This is a genomic window from Paenibacillus sp. FSL H8-0104, from assembly GCF_038050215.1.
GTDB classification, from domain to species: domain Bacteria; phylum Bacillota; class Bacilli; order Paenibacillales; family Paenibacillaceae; genus Paenibacillus; species Paenibacillus amylolyticus.
This window is the reverse complement of the sequence record NZ_JBBOTC010000001.1, coordinates 1,659,140-1,676,048: the sequence shown is the minus strand read 5'-3', so window position 1 is coordinate 1,676,048 and position 16,909 is coordinate 1,659,140. Positions and strand designations below refer to the sequence as shown.

The following is a 16,909-nucleotide window of genomic DNA, read 5'->3' as shown; positions in this document are numbered from 1 at the left end:
AGTCATTTGTTCCTGACCCTCTCTTTCCATAACAGTCCGGCCCGAAGGCTCTCTGTCACCGTGTCGTATACCAATCTGCCAATCGCCGCCCCTGCCGTAGTCGCTGTCCCGGCATAAGTGATCATCGGCTGAGGTTCCTCCACTGCCTGACCTACCGCAATCACAATGGCGTCGGTTGTGGTGCCGGTAGCGGGCAACCCGTTCTCCGAATCCAGAACACCCGCATCCGCCAGCGCGGCCGCTTTGGCTTCCACCGCCGTCTGTACTGCATTCACCATCGCCCCGGTGGTCATGCGTCCATTCAACCAGAGCATGATGTTAATTGTACCCGGGACATAGGATGGCATCGTCAGATTCCGTGCTGAAGGAGCAGAGCGCTTCCTGCCGGAAGACATCGTCTTATTTCCCGCCGCATCAAATACCGTTCTCTCCGATCCCGCTCGTGCGGCATTTGATACACCCGCAGTGGTGCAGCACAGAAGGCCAAATTCCTCACTTGTATATTCCTGAATGGAGCTATGCTCCAGCCTTACGGCCGTCAATAATCCGGCACATTGATCGCGTGGCTCATGCCATTCATTCAGCGCTTGTTCGATATCACGCGGCGGATCATCACAGCGGTAATGCCTGTCCACATAGATGTTAAATATGCGATCCAGTTCAAGCATCCCGCCGCCATATACCGCACTCGACAGCGCTTGGGCAGACCTTGGGCTCTGAGCTTTGATATGTCGTTCATGTGCGGATATCTTCAGTCCCGGCCAGGAAGAGGAAGCATATTCATTCTCTTCTGTTTCTCCATTCGTAAAGTAGTTATAAAACGGGAGTGTCATTGCCGCTTCCCTCCCTGTTCCTCATCTTTCGTCTGATCGACATTCGGATATCCCTTGGTTTCCAGCACGCTGCCCAGCCCTTCCAGTAATGTAGCATTGGCATCTGCATCCTTGACCGCGAAACGTACATGCCCTTTGTCAAGCCCCGGATACATGGCACAGCTACGAATCAGAATGCCTCTTCGGCCCAGCGCCTCCTGCATTGATGCCGCTGTCCAAGGGGCCGGCACACGTGCCAAAATAAAATTCGCCTCTCCCGGTGTCACCGTACATCCGTACGCCTTCAGCCCTTCGATGAGACGCCCCCGTTCCCGCGTGATCTGTGACATGGTCTCCTGTTCGTACCGTTCTCCACTGCGCAGACAGGCTTCCCCTGCCATGAGCGCCAGACCGTTGACACTCCAGGTCACCTGTTTCTTTGTCATCGCCTGAATGTATTCGGCACGGCCCAGAGCATATCCGAGACGCAAGCCCGGTATGGCATAAAACTTTGTCATCGAGCGAATGATGATCACATTCGGATAGTCATTCAGTTGTGCTGCCAGGGACTGACGCCGGTCTACCGGAATAAAATCCATAAAGGCCTCGTCAATGACAAGTACGGTTCCCGTTTCTTCCGCTTTGCGGGCAAGCCTCTGTAATACCTCAAGCGGATATTGTACACCGTTTGGATTGTTGGGCTGGCCGAGGAAGAGCAGGTCTACCTTTTCCATGAGCTGCTCGATGTCCTCGGGTTCCGCTCGCCACGCCAGTTCTTCTCTTCCCTCCGTATGCACCACCTCGGCACCGAATTGTCGTGCCAACGCCCGGTACTCCGAGAATCCCGGTTCCACGGTACCCACCTTGCGCGGGGCAAGCCCCAGCAGAATGAGCGCCATGCTTTCGGCTGCGCCGTTGCCCACGGAAATCTGCTCCTGCATCACACCAAGACGCTCGCTCAGTAGTGCTTTGAATTCCCGATGCGCCGGATCGGGATACCGAATCACCGACTGCAATCCTTGCTGTATAGCCTCCAGCACCCCTCTGGGTGGACCGAGTGGATTAATGTTGGCACTGAAATCCAGAAAATCAGCGGCTTCCCTCCCAAATCGTGACGCAGCCGTCTCCACGTCCCCGCCATGTCCGAACACTTCGATATAACCGGTCATTCTTCCGTCATCCTTTCTGTATGTCCTTTTTATTATGGATGGCACGGGAGGTGTGGGTCAATCCTGTTTTCTTTGTGTCCCAACCATAATTCGTTTACAATAGAAGAGGAATTTCGGTTCCTTTTGATATACAAGGTTCACTACATAAGGGACTAGCAATCCCTCACATACATTAATGGAGGAATGACCATGCTGTTTGTAGACAACCAGGGCATTACAGATCCTTCTGTAAACCTTGCGATTGAGGAGTACATTCTGAAACATCTGCCGATGGAGGATGACAGCTATCTGCTGTTCTACATCAACCGTCCGTCGATCATCATCGGAAAACATCAAAATACGATTGAAGAAATTAATATCGAGTACGTTCAGGATAACGGTGTGCAGGTGGTTCGTCGTCTTTCTGGAGGCGGAGCGGTATATCACGATCTGGGCAACCTGAATTTCAGCTTTATTACAGCGGATGACGGTCAATCCTTCCACAATTTCCGCAAGTTCACCCAACCTGTGGTTGAAGCTTTGCACGAGCTTGGTGTAAATGCCGAGTTGACCGGGCGTAATGATCTGCAAGTCGGCGAAAAGAAAATTTCGGGCAACGCCCAGTTTTCCACACGTGGGCGCATGTTCAGTCATGGCACATTGATGTTTGATCTGAATCTGGAGCATGTTCAGGCTTCCCTGAACGTCAATCCCGAAAAATTCAAATCTAAGAGCACCAAATCCGTGCGCAGCCGGGTCGCCAACATACGGGATCTGATTGACACCAACCTGACGATTGAGCAGTTCCGCGATGAGCTGTTACGTCACATTTTCAGAATGGAGCCACAGGACGTCCCGCAATACAAGCTGACTGACAAGGACTGGGACAAAATTAAGGAAATCTCCGCTGAGCGTTATAACAACTGGGACTGGAACTATGGCTTGTCTCCGGAAAGCAATGTGAAGCACACACGCAAATTCCCTGTTGGCATCATCGATCTGCGCATGAACATCAAGGATGGACGCATCGAAGATATCAAAATCTTTGGCGACTTCTTCGGTGTAGGCGATGTGGCGGATATCGAAAATATGCTGCGCGGCAAGAGGTATGAGGAAACCGAGGTGCGTACAGCTCTGGAAGGTCTGGATGTAAAACATTACTTCGGCAACCTTGAGCTGGAAGACTTTATCGGCCTTGTTTTTTTGGAAGAGTAGGTATATAAGTTCAACCCAAGAATGTTTACACCTGCCACTCCGATGACAGAATAACCTTCCGATCGCTGTTATCCCCAGATTTTTTGATTCCCTTCTTCAAAGGGAAAATCCGGGGATAGCTTATGCTTCCGATGTAGCTTTCTTTAAGAAAGCTTTCAGGCGAACGCTCCGCTTCTTCAGGTTTTTTCTGTCCTCTCCGTTATCGTGTAAAACGTTTAGTTGAACTGATATAGATTAAGTCGGGTATAGATACAAATAGATACAGATAAAAAAGGAGAGAAACACAGATGAGCTACAAATTGATTGCAATCGATATTGATGACACACTGATCAACGACAACAAGGAAGTAACCCCTGCTACACAGACTGCACTGGAACAAGCAGTTGCCCATGGTGTAACTGTAACGCTGGCGACTGGACGTGCTTATGCTTCCGCACAAGCACTGGCTCGTCAAACAGGACTTAACGTGCCGATCATTACGTATCAAGGCGCATTGGTGAAAAACCTGCTGGACGAAAAAGTCCTCTATGAGCGTTACGTTCCACAGGAAGCTTCCCGCAAATTGTATGATTACTGCCTGGAGAACAATCTCCACCTTCAAACATACATTGACGATAAGTTATATGCCCGTGAGGAAAACGACAAGCTGCGTGATTATGCCAAATTAAACGGCACCCAATATTACATCGAATCTGATTTCATCAAAGTCATCGAACAAAAAACACCAAAGTTGCTTATTATCGATGAGCCAGACTACTTGGATAAGGTTGCCGTTGACTTGCGTGAATTGCTCGGACCTCAAGTCCATATCACAAAGTCCAAACCTTACTTCCTGGAGATCATGCACAATGAAGGAACTAAAGGTCACGCCCTGACCTTCCTGGCTGACCATTTCGGTCACCAGCTCAGCGAGTGTATTGCCATCGGCGACTCCTGGAACGACCATGAGATGCTCGAAGTTGCTGGTCTTGGTGTAGCGATGGGAAATGCCATTCCTGCGCTGAAAGAGCTGGCAGATTACATTACGGCGAGTAATAACGAAGACGGCGTGAAAGAAGTTATCGAGAAGTTTGTGCTGAACGCAGAGTAAATAAGATCAACGAACAGCCCAGTCGGCGAATTTCGCCGTGCAGGGCTGTTTTTTTGATTTTTAAAATATGTTCATTATCCTATTTAGCGATTATATTTGGTATATTTTTCTGTTATTTTTTATGTTTTGAGAGCAACAATGCGGTAACTTTCACGCACCACGATTTATTGTTTTACTTACTCATGGCATGCTGGAAAGACTCAAGCAGTTTTTTTATTTGCCCATCAAATTCCAGTTGAAATGACGGAATGATCTCATCTATTCTTTGCTGGAATAACTCCGGATCTTGGACACCAAGCTCTGCTCTTAACTCCATTTCTTCTTTGGAACCATTGTCGTTCAGGATCATGTTCAGGATTTCACCTTTAAAGTATTCACTTGGAGGAAGGATTAGAGCATTCATCAGGAACTGGGTAAAAAAGAGATCTTTATTATTTTCCTGACTCGCCTTTTTCATCGCCTGCTTAGTAAACAAGTTTATATACTTCTGAGCAAACGCAACCCCTTTCATTCGGGAAGGCCCAACATGTTCGACCCCTTTCCAACGCAGATCGGCCACAGAACTAAGCCACCAGGCCGGTTCAATGGCCTGCTGCATACGAAGCAACACTTGGCGCTCAAACTGCGGCTCAGGATGCATTCGCTGCTCATCCAAACATTTCGCTATGGTCTCGGCTTCAATTGCAGCGACCGTCATGCCTTGACCATGGATCGGATCGAAGCTGCAAAATGCATCGCCAAGGACAAGTAATCCGGAGGGCCAATTCTCCATCAGTTCAAAATGTTGACGGACAGACTCGGAAATACGGTATCCCCGCGGTCCTTGAAACGGCTCCAACTGGTCTGCCAAAGCTACGATTTCATCCGAAGCAAACAGATGTTTGATTTGCTCTTGGAACTCATCCGGATGGGTTGGAGGATATTCATCTCCTCCTGCGTTGAACAGTAATAGTCCAGCGATATCATTTTCAATGCGCCACAACATGCCTGCACGAGTTCCTTGCACAGGATCGGACTCTGTTATCACCGTTCCCCAATCATTTTGAATAGAGGATGGTATCTTATAATAGCGGGTGCTGTAACCAAGCGACACCTTCAGCACTTCCGGCTCAGGCACGGACAACCCTATCTGTTCAAGCCATCTGATCAATTTGGAAGAACGTCCCGCGGCATCAATAACCATATCTGCTACAAGCATTGCTTCCCGGTTATCCCGGCCTCTTTCTTTGGTATACACGCCTGTAATCAAACGCTGATCTTCTGATGCCATTAACCCGGTAACTTCCGTACTCGTTAAGAAACTTATATGATCTATGTTCTGGACTCGCTGACGCAGTACCCATTCCAGCAGGGCTCTGCTGCTCGATGCAATTTTGAATGAGGAAGCAGCATTCGCCATATTAACTAATGTACCGTAGCGATTGGCAATCATAAACTTCTCTTCATGTGAAGGAATGGCACCAAGCGCGACCAATTCGTCATTGTATCCGGGAAAGTAGTGTTCCAGAATGAGTCCGCCGCGCGGTAATACACGATGTGGATGAAAGGATTGAGGCACACCCTGCCGATTCGTCGGCTCAGAAGGCAATTCATCTCGCTCAATGATACATACCTCATCATAATAATCAGATAACATCCTTGCAGTGATTAACCCTGCAATACCTGCCCCGATTACCACAGCTTTTTTCATGTCGGACATCGCCACTTCATCCTCTCTAATCCATCATATTTTATCTACACTTGTAGCCCTATCAAAAAATTACTTATAATACCAATATACACTTGAAATCTCGTATCATGTAAGAATCAATGTGTTGATACTATATAGCTAAACTACAATAAGGAACTGATGTAGATGAAAATGATTGATAAAAAGGTGGATTTGAGAGTTACCCGAACTCATAAATTGTTAACGATGGCGCTACTCGATCTGTTATGTGAGAAAGGCCAGCTATTCAGCAACATCACAATTAATGAGATATGTGACAAAGCTATGGTTCACCGAACAACGTTTTACAAACATTTCAAGGATAAATTTGCTCTACTGTCCTCCACCCTAACTTGGGTCCTTCGGGATTATTTACACATGAATGTAGAAGACCGGTTACAGCAGCCTTTGCAAAGCATATCTAAAATTCTGTTTGGAAATGTACTGGAGACAATTGTGCAGACCCAACAGAAGGATGAGGGGTTTAACAACTTTTTCATACATTATATCGGAGAGATATTCAGACGGGATTTTCTGGAATTGAAGAGAAGAGGTAAACAATTTTCACTTCCCATAGAACTTGTTGCCGAGTTTCACTCGGGGGTGATTCGTTTACTTGTGATGTGGTGGATACAACATTTCGAAGAAAATGTCACGGCAGAACAGATGGATGAATATTACTACCTACTGGTTAACGAGAATATCATGTTGAAATAACAAACAGCTCAACCTAAAATCAATGGCTGATTTTGAGATTGAGCTGCATACCTTCAAACTTTACCTATTTTAAAACAGATTCGGAAGCCTGCACTGTCATCCTCCCACGACTTCTTTTCTTCAACCAACCGCTCACCTTCTCATTCATCGCCAGCAGACCTGAAACGACCAGCACTACACCGATCCATGTAACCCAGCTGACATGCTCACCGTAGACAACAGCACCAAGCCCTACGGCAATGGGTGGTGAAATGTATAACCATGTTGCTGGAAACAACGGGTTGGTACGCGACATAATCCAATAGAACAGACTATGCCCCACCATGGAGCCGATGACAGTCAAATAGATGATCGACGAGACGGCAGGCACCCAGTCCAGAGCAGACATATTCCACGATTCCGTTCCGACCGAGAGCAGGGATAACAGCAGTCCCCCATACATCATCTGCACCGCATTGATCGCTACAGGACTAGCCTCCTTGAACTGATGAATAACCTTTTTGGAGTACAATGCACCTGCTGAATAACAGACTTCCCCCACTAGTACCGCGATACAACCCCACATGAATAGGGAACCTGCACCAAGCGATACACCTGGCAACACAACCAGTACCACACCGGTGAACCCGATCAGGCAGCCCACAATCATACGGGCAGATGTTTTTTGCCGTAACAGCGCCGTCTGCATCAACATAATCATCAGCGGCCCTGTCGCTGACAGAATGGCACCCACACCCGAGCTCACATGCTGTTCAGCCCAATATAATGTGGCAAAAGTGCCGAAGGTCAGCCCCGCTCCCGTTAACAACATCTCCTTGCGGAACAGGAGCGACCAGCTCACTTGGCCCTTCATCCTCATCCATGCAAACATCAGCGCTCCCGCGATTAAAAATCGCAATCCGGCTGACAGAAAAGGCGGCATGCCTGCCTCTACTCCAATTTTAATAGCCAGAAATGTTGTACCGAAAATAAGACACATAACCGTAAATGCAATCCCCACCATGATAACCACTCCTTTATCTGTTCTCCATCATATCTCATGGTCTACAGAACAGAATGAACAAAACAGAACAGTTTTCTCCCATTAGCTGTTACAATAGAGTTCAAAAGGAGTGTGAGCCGGGTGGGCAGAACCATGATGATGACAGATAACAGCCTGAAATTATATGAGCAAGTCATCCATTATCTCGTTGTACGTATAGAAGCGGGAGAGTGGGCCGAACATGAAAAACTGCCATCTGTACGAAGCCTGTCCGAGCTACTCGGCGTACATCGTCTGACCGTATTCAAAGCCTATCAGGAGTTAAAAGAACGTGGGAATGTTTATGTGAAGGATAAGTCTGGCTATTATGTCAGCCCAGCGACTCCATTCTCAGTAACGGATCAGGCGGATGATCCCGCCGTGTCTGCCTGGCTGCATTGGGATTCACTAGCACGGGTACAGTCCCTTGAAGCAGAATACCAGTTTTCCAAATCGTTAATCGATCCCTCTCTGCTGCCCAACCGTTATTGGGGAGAACTAATGCGTGATCTGCTAGATCAATATCCCCGTTTGCTCGGAACGTATTCCACGATTCAGGGAGATCTGGAGTTGCGAAGTGCGCTGGCAAGCCATCTAACGAAAAAAGAACGCTTCTATCTCTCCGCAGACGAAGTGCTCATTACATCGGGGGCCCAGCAAGCGATTGACGTCATCTCGCGGACGCTGGTCAAACCCGGGGATCGGGTGTTGATGGAACGGCCTACGTATGGACCAGCAATGGAGATTTTCCGTAAACAAGGTGCTCGTCTGATCTTTACGGATATTCACTCGGATGGCTATGATCTGGAGCAGATCGAACATCTGATGAAATCGGAGAAACCACGCTTATTCTACACGACGCCAACTTTTCATAATCCAACCGGCGTTAACGTTCCAGTAGAACAGCGCAAGCAGTTACCTGAACTAGCAGAACAGTATGGTTGTTTTCTGCTCGAAGACGACAGCACCTATGATATCTATTTTAAGGAGAAACCTCCTGCACCGATTTTCACCTATGACACCACTGGACACACTCTGTACATTCGCAGTTACAGCAAGTATGTTGCACCCGGGCTGCGGATTGCAGCCATCATATGCCGTAAGCGTTTCATGCCAGGACTACAGGCTGTAAAATCACTGACAGATAACGGATCGCCCCTTCTGAACCAGAAGCTTTTTCTCCGTTATTTTCAGTCAGAACGCATGCATCAACATCTGTCCAAGCTGCGGACCGCCATCCAGCTACGGATGGAAGTGATGGAACAATCTCTGCTGGAAACGGACTGGACGTGGACCCGGCCGGAGGGCGGACTCAACTTTTGGGTGGAGCTTCCTGAGGGTGTGGATACAGGGAGACTGCTCCACCTATGCATGGAACAATCCGTTGCCTTTGTACCCGGAACCGTATTTGATTCTTCGGATAATTCAGCTAGCCGCAAGCTACGTTTGTCCTTCTCTTATGCGCATGAGCAGCAGATTCGGGAAGGGATGAGCAGGCTCATTACGCTTGCGAAAGAAATGTAACATTTTGATACTCTTGGATTGAAGCCAATCCGAAGAATATCAAGTGCAATTGCCCTCTCACCCTGCTGCATCAAAAAAAGTCGCCTTATGGCGACTTTACTTTTGGTGTTCTATATTCTCTACCTGCACCCGCTCTGTGCTTAAAGGTCTTTTCTTGCAAACAGGCGGATCGTAATAAGATAAGACACTACAAACAAACCTATAATGCCTATAGAAACCGATGCCATTGTCGTTGTGGTAATCATACCGTTCTCGTTGGCCATACTCATGAGGTACGCAACGGGTTGCGCCAGTATAATCATGCAGACCATGAATATCGCATTGATGATACCAGCACCTTTTTTGCTAAGTCCGTAGAAAAGAGGCATGTATATGGAAACTAATACAAGCACCATGCCTACGGCAATGACAATATCCCTAAGTGAATAATTCGGCTTGTTCAGTTCAGGATAATTCAGGTTCACAAGCTGGTGAATCCCAAACGACGCGAGTACCCCGAATAACGTATAGATTATAGCAGAAAGGTACTTGGCTTTTACAATCTGTTTGCGGCTAACGGGGAGTGTGACCAGGAAATTGTGATTATGGTTTTTGATATCAATCATGGTTGCCAGCATGACCGAACCAAAGGCTGTGTAGATGCCTACAAAATACATTGACATTTCACTCTTAGGTATAAAGGCGAGACTAAATACCACCAGGTATAACCCAATCGTCCACAGTGAACTTTTTAGTACAATGAAATCTTTACGAAGCAAGTTAAGCATATTTGCGTCCTCCCTTCGCCGTAAAATAAATGAGGTCTTCTAACGTAGGTCTTTGTAAAAGAGCTAACCTGCCAAATAACTGTTCGGCCTCTGCCTTATGATCCGACAATGCTTCAAAACCAACGGCTGTCTCGCGTATTCCGATGAAATGTTTCCGAATGTCGGAATCAAGCAGACCCATATCCCCTTTTACAATCGTATACCTTTCCAGCACATCATCTTTTGCCTCGTTAAACACCAGTTTCCCTTGATTAATAAACGTAATGTAGTCTGCAATACGTTCCAGATCCGTCGTAATATGCGTTGAGAAAATAATAGACCTTGTTTCGTCCTGTATCATATCTGCAAGCAGATCAAGCAGTTCCCGCCTAAACACAGGATCAAGCCCGGATGTCGGTTCATCCATAATCAGCAGATCCGCTTCATGCGACAAAGCTACGGCGAGAGAATACTTAATCTTCATGCCTTTTGACAGATCCTGGATTTTCTTTTTGGGAGACAGTTCGAACTGATCCAAGTAGTCATTGAACGCTTTATTATCCCATTTGGTGTAAAAAGGAGCGATCATTTGTGTCATCTCCCGGATCGTTAGATGCTCATAATAAAAGCATTCATCTGACACAATGCCAAGGCGTTGCTTGATATCAACTTCCTGATTTGGCATCTCACTGCCCAATGTCTTGAGGCTCCCCTTATCGGGCTGGATCAGACCCGTGATCATTTTGATCAAAGTACTCTTTCCCGCCCCATTCGGACCAATAAGTCCCGTGATATACCCTTTTTTCACATCCAGAGATACATTATCTACTTTAAATAAGGGATACGTTTTGGTTACATTACGTAATTCGATAGCGTTCATTATGCTTATTCCTCCTCAACCAACAATGTAAGATGATGGATTACATCCTGTGAACTCATGCCCAGTTCTCTGCTCTCACGAATCACTTCGAGCATCTTTTCTTCCAATTGTTTCATCCGCCGCTCTCGAATAAAGTCCTGATTGGCTCCGGATACAAAGCTCCCTTTGCCTACAACTGAATCGATCAGTTTCTCCTTCTCCAGCTCTTCATAGACACGTTTAGTTGTAATAACACTGACTTGCAGATCCTTGGCGAGCTGCCGAATGGAGGGAAGACTATCTCCAGCAACCAATTCTCCGCTCAAGATGCTCTGTCTGATCTGAGTTAGAATCTGCATGTAGATCGGATCGCTCGAAGCATTCGATATTAAAATGTTAATCTTTCCTCACCTCATTGATGTTACGTAGTTTCCAGTAGGTATAGTGTGTATATATAATATATACACTATACCTACCGATGGTCAATCTTTATTTCACATTATTCTCATTCTGATTCGATCCATAGACACGGGCTAGCTAATCTGGACGACAAAAAGAGGACGTCAGTTTCCTGTTCGTCCTCTTGATTAATCAAGCCCGAAAGGTCATATGACCTCCCAGGCTAATGTTATGTGCTGGATATGACCTTATCCACCAATCCATATTCGACTGCTTCCGCAGCGGTCAGGAAATAGTCTCGATCCGAGTCCTTCTCAATCCGCTCAATCGACTGCCCTGTATGGTCGGCTAACAGCTTGTTAAGACGCTGACGATGCTGAATGATACGGTTAGCATGAATCAGCATATCCGACGCCTGCCCTCGCGTACCGCCATGTGGCTGATGGATCATGATCTCACTGTTTGGCAATGCCATACGCTTGCCTTTTGTTCCACCTACCAGCAATATCGTGCCAAAGCTTGCCGCCATACCTGTACAGATTGTGGAGATATCCGGCTTCACAAATTGCATCGTGTCATAGATCGAAAATCCTGCGGTCACCGACCCACCAGGACTGTTGATGTACATCTGGATGTCCTTCTCCGGGTCCTCTGCAGTCAAAAACAACAACTGAGCCACGATGGCATTTGCCATCTGATCCTCAATTTCTCCAGACACCATAATGATCCGATCTTTGAGCAAACGTGAATAAATATCATAACTCCGCTCTCCGCGAGCTGTCTGTTCCACTACATAGGGTACTACATTCATGTGTGTCGCCTCCTCGGTTTAGGCAACCATGTTGACCGTGTACCCACCTCCATACGACATCGAGTTCATACTAGAAGTGGAGTACCCGTACATCATTGGCTGCATGGATGGAGACGGCAAAGCCTGCTGCAAAATCGTGCCCGCCACAGCCATCGGATCATCAGTCTGATTCAGGCACAGATCAATAATTCGAGCTGTATCTCCATTACGAAATGCCAGCAGATAGCTGCGCAGTTCCTCCCGATTGTCCTCGACTGCGCCTTCCTCATACTGCAATTCAGCGTCCGATTGTTCCAACCTGTGCCTCACTTCAGCTATGGCAGAGCGAGCACGACTTAACGCTGCTTTCACAGCGCCTTCTGTCGTATCCAGCATTTCCGCAGTCTCTGCCGCCCTATAACCCATTAATTCACGTAATACATATATCACTCGCTGCCACGGTGGTAGCGTATTTACAAGAAGTTGTACGGCAGACTCCAATTCCTCGAATCGCCTTTCCTCCTCCATTTCGTGAAGGAGCGGCTTCAAGCTATCCAGTTTATAAGCCAATCTCTCCCGCTGACGTAAGATATCAATCCAGCTGTTGCGAGCAATACGAATCAGATAAGCTTCCCAGTTTATATCTTTATTCATCCCGGAAGTTCCAACCACTCTCGACGACAACACTTTGAGACAGGTCTCCTGAACCAGATCCTCCGTGTCTGGAACTGATTTCGTCAGAGATAGACAATACGCATACAACGAACCCATCAGATCGGGTAGTACGGTATGGATGCTTGGGTTCAATTGATTTTTTCTGTCGTTGCCATTAAATTCAATATTGAATTTATCTTGTTTACCATCATCATGTGGTCTGTTGATTCTGCAATCCACGGACTTCACAAAGGCCATCTTGGGGGCCCCCCTTTGCTGGTTCCTGATTGATTTTGACTTACACTATGTAAACGAAGAACCCCTTGTAAAGGATACGCTCTTCTGAATTTATTTTTGTTACGCTAGTTAAGTTGAGTTACGCATTCGTTTCCAGCTTTAATGTTCCAAGCGGCACCTTCATCCCGGTAAGGGCAATCGTAATACTTCCATCCAGATTATAATTCTGCCGTACATCGACGTCATGAGACATATGTGTAAAATATGTATGACCTGGCTTCAGTTCCCACAGCAGCTCCTGCGCCTCACGCATATCGTACACGGAACGTGTTGAGAATTCCGCACGCTCATGCACAAAGCTTGTTCCAAGCACCAGCAGATCCAGTCCGTGCAACGGCTCTTTCTCGGCATCCTTCAGGTCAATAGCGTCTGAACAATACGCCCAGCTATACCCACCCTGATCCAATCGATAGGCGTACGAATACCCGTTATGTCCATGGCATACTTTCCAGGAATGTACCTTCCAGCCGCCTAGTTCAATATCATCATCCGTTTCCAGAAAGTCCATATGACGAGCCAACCAAGGAAACTGTCCCTGAATGGCGGCAATCACTTCACGTGGTGCATACAAACGCCCCTTTACACCCAACCAGCGGCATGCATCCGCCCATTCTGGCAATCCTCCAATATGGTCAAAATGGGCATGAGTGATGAGCAGCGTATGCACCATACGTAATCCCTGATCCTCCATCTGTGATCTCCAGTCTGGTCCGCAGTCAATCATGAACTGTTCACCCGCACCATCCCCACCACCGTCAATCAGAACAGAAGAGCGTTTCCGTTTATTCTCTCCCGTAAGCCTCGCCTCTGTACATACGTCGCAATCACAATACACACGTGGAACACCCATCGCATCGCCTGTGCCCAGAAATGTTAGCTGATCCAATCCGCATTCCCCCTGAATTAATGATATGTAGATTGTAATCGTCCACCTCCGTTTTTGCAAAAAAAAGACCATCCCGCTGCAGTTCTCCACTGCAATTCGGGACAGTCTGTGGTCTGACCGTTCACCGTCAGACTTTAATTCCATGCTTCGCTCCATTCGGGAGCGTACGCTTCGTCAGCATGTGATGCAACCTTATAAGCGGGTCATCCGCATGAAGATCAGGCCTTACCTTTTACACAGGCCACGACTAATTAATTCGAGTCACACCCACCTATCGCTGGAATTATACCAGTGCTCGCAGCTTCAATGTCAGTTCCCGACCCGCAGGTACATCCTTCGAATCCGTAATGACCCAGTTCGATGCAAGCCGCTTCGCCAGTACCTCTGCCTGCTCCGGTTTCAACTGTAATCCGGTGATGATTCCTTCACCCACTGTGAAGTCTTTCTCGGGCTGTACCTTGAAGGCTTTCTCCAACCAGATTCCAAGTCCACCACGCGTGTTAAAGGTAATCCGGTAGCCATCTTTTACTGCTGCCTCCAGATTTTCACCATGCTCATCCGCATACGAGAAAAATTCGTTATATCGGTATTCCTCTTCAGACACGGCGTCAAAAGCGGAAACGTCTTTCGCTTGAATAGCTTTTAAAATTTCTTCCTCAGTCATCCCCTTACCGCGGGCCTGCTCCAGTCGAATTGCTGTACTTTGGGATAATTTGATCTCTGCACTCATCCAACTCACACCTTCCTGCTAGTACTATGTAACAATCATGATTCAGTATACCTCTATTATAACCTTTTGGCAGTAAAAAACCTCCATCTCTACTTCCATTGAAATGAAGGTTTAGTATCTACATGCTCGCTTACCTATTCGATTACATCAGCAATACTCATAATCCAGCGAGCACTTGATACCACACGCCGCGTTTGGAGTACAACGTACTGCGTACCTCGTCCCATCCACCCAGATAGTTGATATCAAATAGTCCTTCTGGCGTTGGGAATGTCGACTCCGTCTGTGCAAATACATCCGGATCTACTGAACGAAAACCATGCTTGGCAAAAATACGCTGTGCATCTGGTGTACGCAGATATGCGACAAAAGCTTCCGCAAGTTCACGATTCCCATGTTTATCGGCATATTTATTCACCACAACTGTCGGGTTCTCAATCAGGATCGTATTCTTCGGAATGACGATGTCATAATCTACACCTTTGGCGATCCGGGCAAGCAATTCATTTTCATACGTGACGATGACATCACCGACACCATATTCGAATGCCGCCATCGAAGAACGCCCACTCTTGTCCAATGATTCAACGTTACGATGTACCTGTTCGAGAAAAGCCTTGGCTGCGGCAGGATCTTTCTTCCCCTCTTGCTCCTCCGACAGTTTCAATCCGGCACCATAAATGGCATTAATGTCCCATTGTGCGCCTCCGGATGTCTTTGGATTGGGGTACAGTACCTTCACTCCTGGCTTGGTTAAGTCCTGAAAATCACGAATACCGAGCGGGTTGCCCGCTCTTGTGCCCAGAACAACAATTGAACGGGTGATCATGCCCTCATTAGGGGTCTGTTTCCAATCAGAGCTAACCAGATCGGCTTTGACCAACTTCTCGATATCACTCTCCATCGCGAGCAAGGCCACATCAGCCTCGAATCCACCAACGATGGCTCTTGCCTGTGTGCCCGAAGCTTCATAGGATTCTTGAAAGTTAATCGTCTGTCCGGTTTTTGCCTTCCACTCCTCTTGGAACTTGGGTAGCAATTCGCCTACAGCATCTTTCGCTACACTATAAGCACCAATCACCAGCGTATTGGATGAATCGTTACCAGAGGGCTCGTTCTGTTCGCTTGACTCCTCCTGCTTGCTGCATCCAGCGGTCATGCAGACGAGCAGAAGCATGAGGGCGACATATAAGAGTATGGCTTTCTTCTTCCTCGTCTGCATGGGCAGCCCCTTTCTTCCACTTGATCTAAATCATCACCGGCATCGGATCTTCCTTCAGTCGGTTCTCAACCACCCAACTGTTGGAGTCATTGAACAGGTATGCACGGTGTACAAGGACGCGAATTTGTTGACCGATCTCCAATGTCGTTTTCTCCAGGGAACGATATGTGATTAACTTATGACCCTGTACATCCACCTCTACCATCCATTCACTGCCGCGGAAATGAAGATGTTTGACTGTGCCTTTTTCCGTAGCAGAAAGCATGGTGAACTCGTTTTTCAAACCGATCTCAATATACTCCGGTCGAATCAGCGCTTTGGTATGTTCACCCTCGACGGCATGTTCGAATCCTTTCAACTGGGAGGCATCCTCCACAACCGTAGACTCCCCGATAAATGTAGCGACAAACGGTGTCTGCGGGTTTTTGTAGATATCCCAAGGTGTGCCCTTCTGTTCCAGACGACCCTGACTGATAATCATAATCTCGTCCGCCACTTCAATCGCTTCATCCTGGTCATGCGTTACAAAAATCGAAGTGATTCCCACTCGCTCAATCAACTCACGCAACCATGAACGCAGTTCCTGACGGATCTTGGCATCAATGGCCGCGAACGGTTCGTCCAGCAATAACAGCTGTGGCTCCGGGGCGAGTGCTCTGGCAAAAGCAACACGTTGACGCTGCCCACCAGATAACTGATGTGGATAGCGCTGTTCGAAACCTTTTAACCCGGTCAATTCAACCAGTTCCATCACCCGATCACGGATCTGGGCTTTTGGCGTCTTCTTGACCTTGAGTCCAAAGGCGATATTCTCAAATACCGTCATATGTTTGAACAAGGCATAGTTCTGGAATACAAATCCGATGCCCCGCTCCTGTGGAGGCAGATGATTCACGACTTTTCCGTGAAAGCGAATCTCTCCGGAACCCGGATTCTCCAGACCCGCCAGCATCCGCAGAATGGATGTTTTCCCACCTCCGCTGGGTCCAAGCAGACCGATCAGATGGCCTTTGGCAATATCGAATGAGACATCTTTTACCGCATGAAAATCACCGAAATGTTTGTTCAGATCACGGACTTCTACATGCAT

General features: G+C 47.4%; 17 protein-coding genes. 4 read left to right on the top strand and 13 right to left on the bottom strand.

The window, feature by feature from the left end; translation table 11 throughout:
- Nucleotides 1-2: 2 nt before the first annotated feature.
- Together NST38_RS07460 and cobD are read right to left on the bottom strand one after the other, a co-directional pair.
- Nucleotides 3-833, bottom strand: coding sequence for an adenosylcobinamide amidohydrolase (locus NST38_RS07460; RefSeq protein WP_076251574.1), 831 nt, complete (start codon nt 831-833; stop codon nt 3-5).
- Entirely contained in the window at nt 830-1,981 is a 1,152-nt protein-coding gene (gene cobD / locus NST38_RS07455) for a threonine-phosphate decarboxylase CobD (RefSeq protein WP_076251572.1), read from the bottom strand. The genes NST38_RS07460 and cobD overlap by 4 nt, the downstream gene beginning before the upstream one ends.
- Nucleotides 1,982-2,170: 189 nt before the next feature.
- Here cobD and NST38_RS07450 point away from each other — a divergent pair, with 189 nt between their 5' ends.
- Both NST38_RS07450 and NST38_RS07445 read left to right on the top strand, forming a co-directional pair.
- Entirely contained in the window at nt 2,171-3,175 is a 1,005-nt protein-coding gene (locus NST38_RS07450) for a lipoate--protein ligase (protein WP_036610740.1), read from the top strand.
- 287 nt (nt 3,176-3,462) lie between these two features.
- Nucleotides 3,463-4,266: a Cof-type HAD-IIB family hydrolase gene (locus NST38_RS07445; RefSeq protein WP_036610742.1), complete on the top strand. Its 804-nt coding sequence runs from the start codon at nt 3,463-3,465 to the stop codon at nt 4,264-4,266.
- Nucleotides 4,267-4,438: 172 nt separating this feature from the next.
- On the opposite strand, the gene NST38_RS07440 is transcribed toward NST38_RS07445, so the two are convergent.
- The gene (locus NST38_RS07440; RefSeq protein WP_076251569.1) at nt 4,439-5,965 is read right to left on the bottom strand and encodes an NAD(P)/FAD-dependent oxidoreductase; all 1,527 of its coding nucleotides are present in this window, start codon (nt 5,963-5,965) and stop codon (nt 4,439-4,441) included.
- A gap of 156 nt (nt 5,966-6,121) precedes the next feature.
- Here NST38_RS07440 and NST38_RS07435 point away from each other — a divergent pair, with 156 nt between their 5' ends.
- On the top strand, nt 6,122-6,691 hold the full coding sequence (locus tag NST38_RS07435) for a TetR/AcrR family transcriptional regulator (protein WP_076251567.1): 570 nt from the start codon (nt 6,122-6,124) through the stop codon (nt 6,689-6,691).
- 64 nt (nt 6,692-6,755) lie between these two features.
- Here the strand turns inward: NST38_RS07435 and NST38_RS07430 are convergent, their stop codons facing one another.
- Nucleotides 6,756-7,694, bottom strand: a complete 939-nt coding sequence (locus NST38_RS07430; RefSeq protein ID WP_076251565.1) for a DMT family transporter — start codon at nt 7,692-7,694, stop codon at nt 6,756-6,758.
- 120 nt (nt 7,695-7,814) lie between these two features.
- Between NST38_RS07430 and NST38_RS07425 the strand changes: the two genes are divergently transcribed.
- Nucleotides 7,815-9,236, top strand: coding sequence for an aminotransferase-like domain-containing protein (locus NST38_RS07425; RefSeq protein WP_256720037.1), 1,422 nt, complete (start codon nt 7,815-7,817; stop codon nt 9,234-9,236).
- Between the two features lie 140 nt (nt 9,237-9,376).
- Here NST38_RS07425 and NST38_RS07420 read toward each other — a convergent pair whose 3' ends face one another.
- The 9 genes from NST38_RS07420 to NST38_RS07380 all read right to left on the bottom strand — a co-directional run bounded on the left by NST38_RS07420 (nt 9,377) and on the right by NST38_RS07380 (nt 16,909).
- Entirely contained in the window at nt 9,377-10,003 is a 627-nt protein-coding gene (locus tag NST38_RS07420; protein ID WP_076251564.1) for an ABC-2 transporter permease, read from the bottom strand.
- A complete protein-coding gene (locus NST38_RS07415) occupies nt 9,996-10,862 on the bottom strand; it encodes an ABC transporter ATP-binding protein (RefSeq protein WP_036610757.1) in 867 nt (288 codons plus the stop codon). Before NST38_RS07415 ends, NST38_RS07420 begins: the two co-directional genes overlap by 8 nt.
- Before the next feature lie 5 nt (nt 10,863-10,867).
- Entirely contained in the window at nt 10,868-11,242 is a 375-nt protein-coding gene (locus tag NST38_RS07410; protein WP_036610760.1) for a GntR family transcriptional regulator, read from the bottom strand.
- A gap of 227 nt (nt 11,243-11,469) precedes the next feature.
- Nucleotides 11,470-12,051, bottom strand: a complete 582-nt coding sequence (gene clpP, locus NST38_RS07405; RefSeq protein WP_036610761.1) for an ATP-dependent Clp endopeptidase proteolytic subunit ClpP — start codon at nt 12,049-12,051, stop codon at nt 11,470-11,472.
- Between the two features lie 18 nt (nt 12,052-12,069).
- On the bottom strand, nt 12,070-12,942 hold the full coding sequence (locus NST38_RS07400; protein WP_036610763.1) for an RNA polymerase sigma factor: 873 nt from the start codon (nt 12,940-12,942) through the stop codon (nt 12,070-12,072).
- A 118-nt stretch (nt 12,943-13,060) separates the two neighbouring features.
- Entirely contained in the window at nt 13,061-13,867 is an 807-nt protein-coding gene (locus tag NST38_RS07395) for an MBL fold metallo-hydrolase (protein WP_076251562.1), read from the bottom strand.
- A gap of 283 nt (nt 13,868-14,150) precedes the next feature.
- On the bottom strand, nt 14,151-14,597 hold the full coding sequence (locus NST38_RS07390) for a hypothetical protein (protein ID WP_036610767.1): 447 nt from the start codon (nt 14,595-14,597) through the stop codon (nt 14,151-14,153).
- A gap of 157 nt (nt 14,598-14,754) precedes the next feature.
- Nucleotides 14,755-15,819, bottom strand: coding sequence for a sulfate ABC transporter substrate-binding protein (locus NST38_RS07385; protein ID WP_076251560.1), 1,065 nt, complete (start codon nt 15,817-15,819; stop codon nt 14,755-14,757).
- Nucleotides 15,820-15,844: 25 nt separating this feature from the next.
- Complete coding sequence (locus NST38_RS07380; protein ID WP_036610770.1) at nt 15,845-16,909, bottom strand: sulfate/molybdate ABC transporter ATP-binding protein; 1,065 nt, start codon at nt 16,907-16,909, stop codon at nt 15,845-15,847.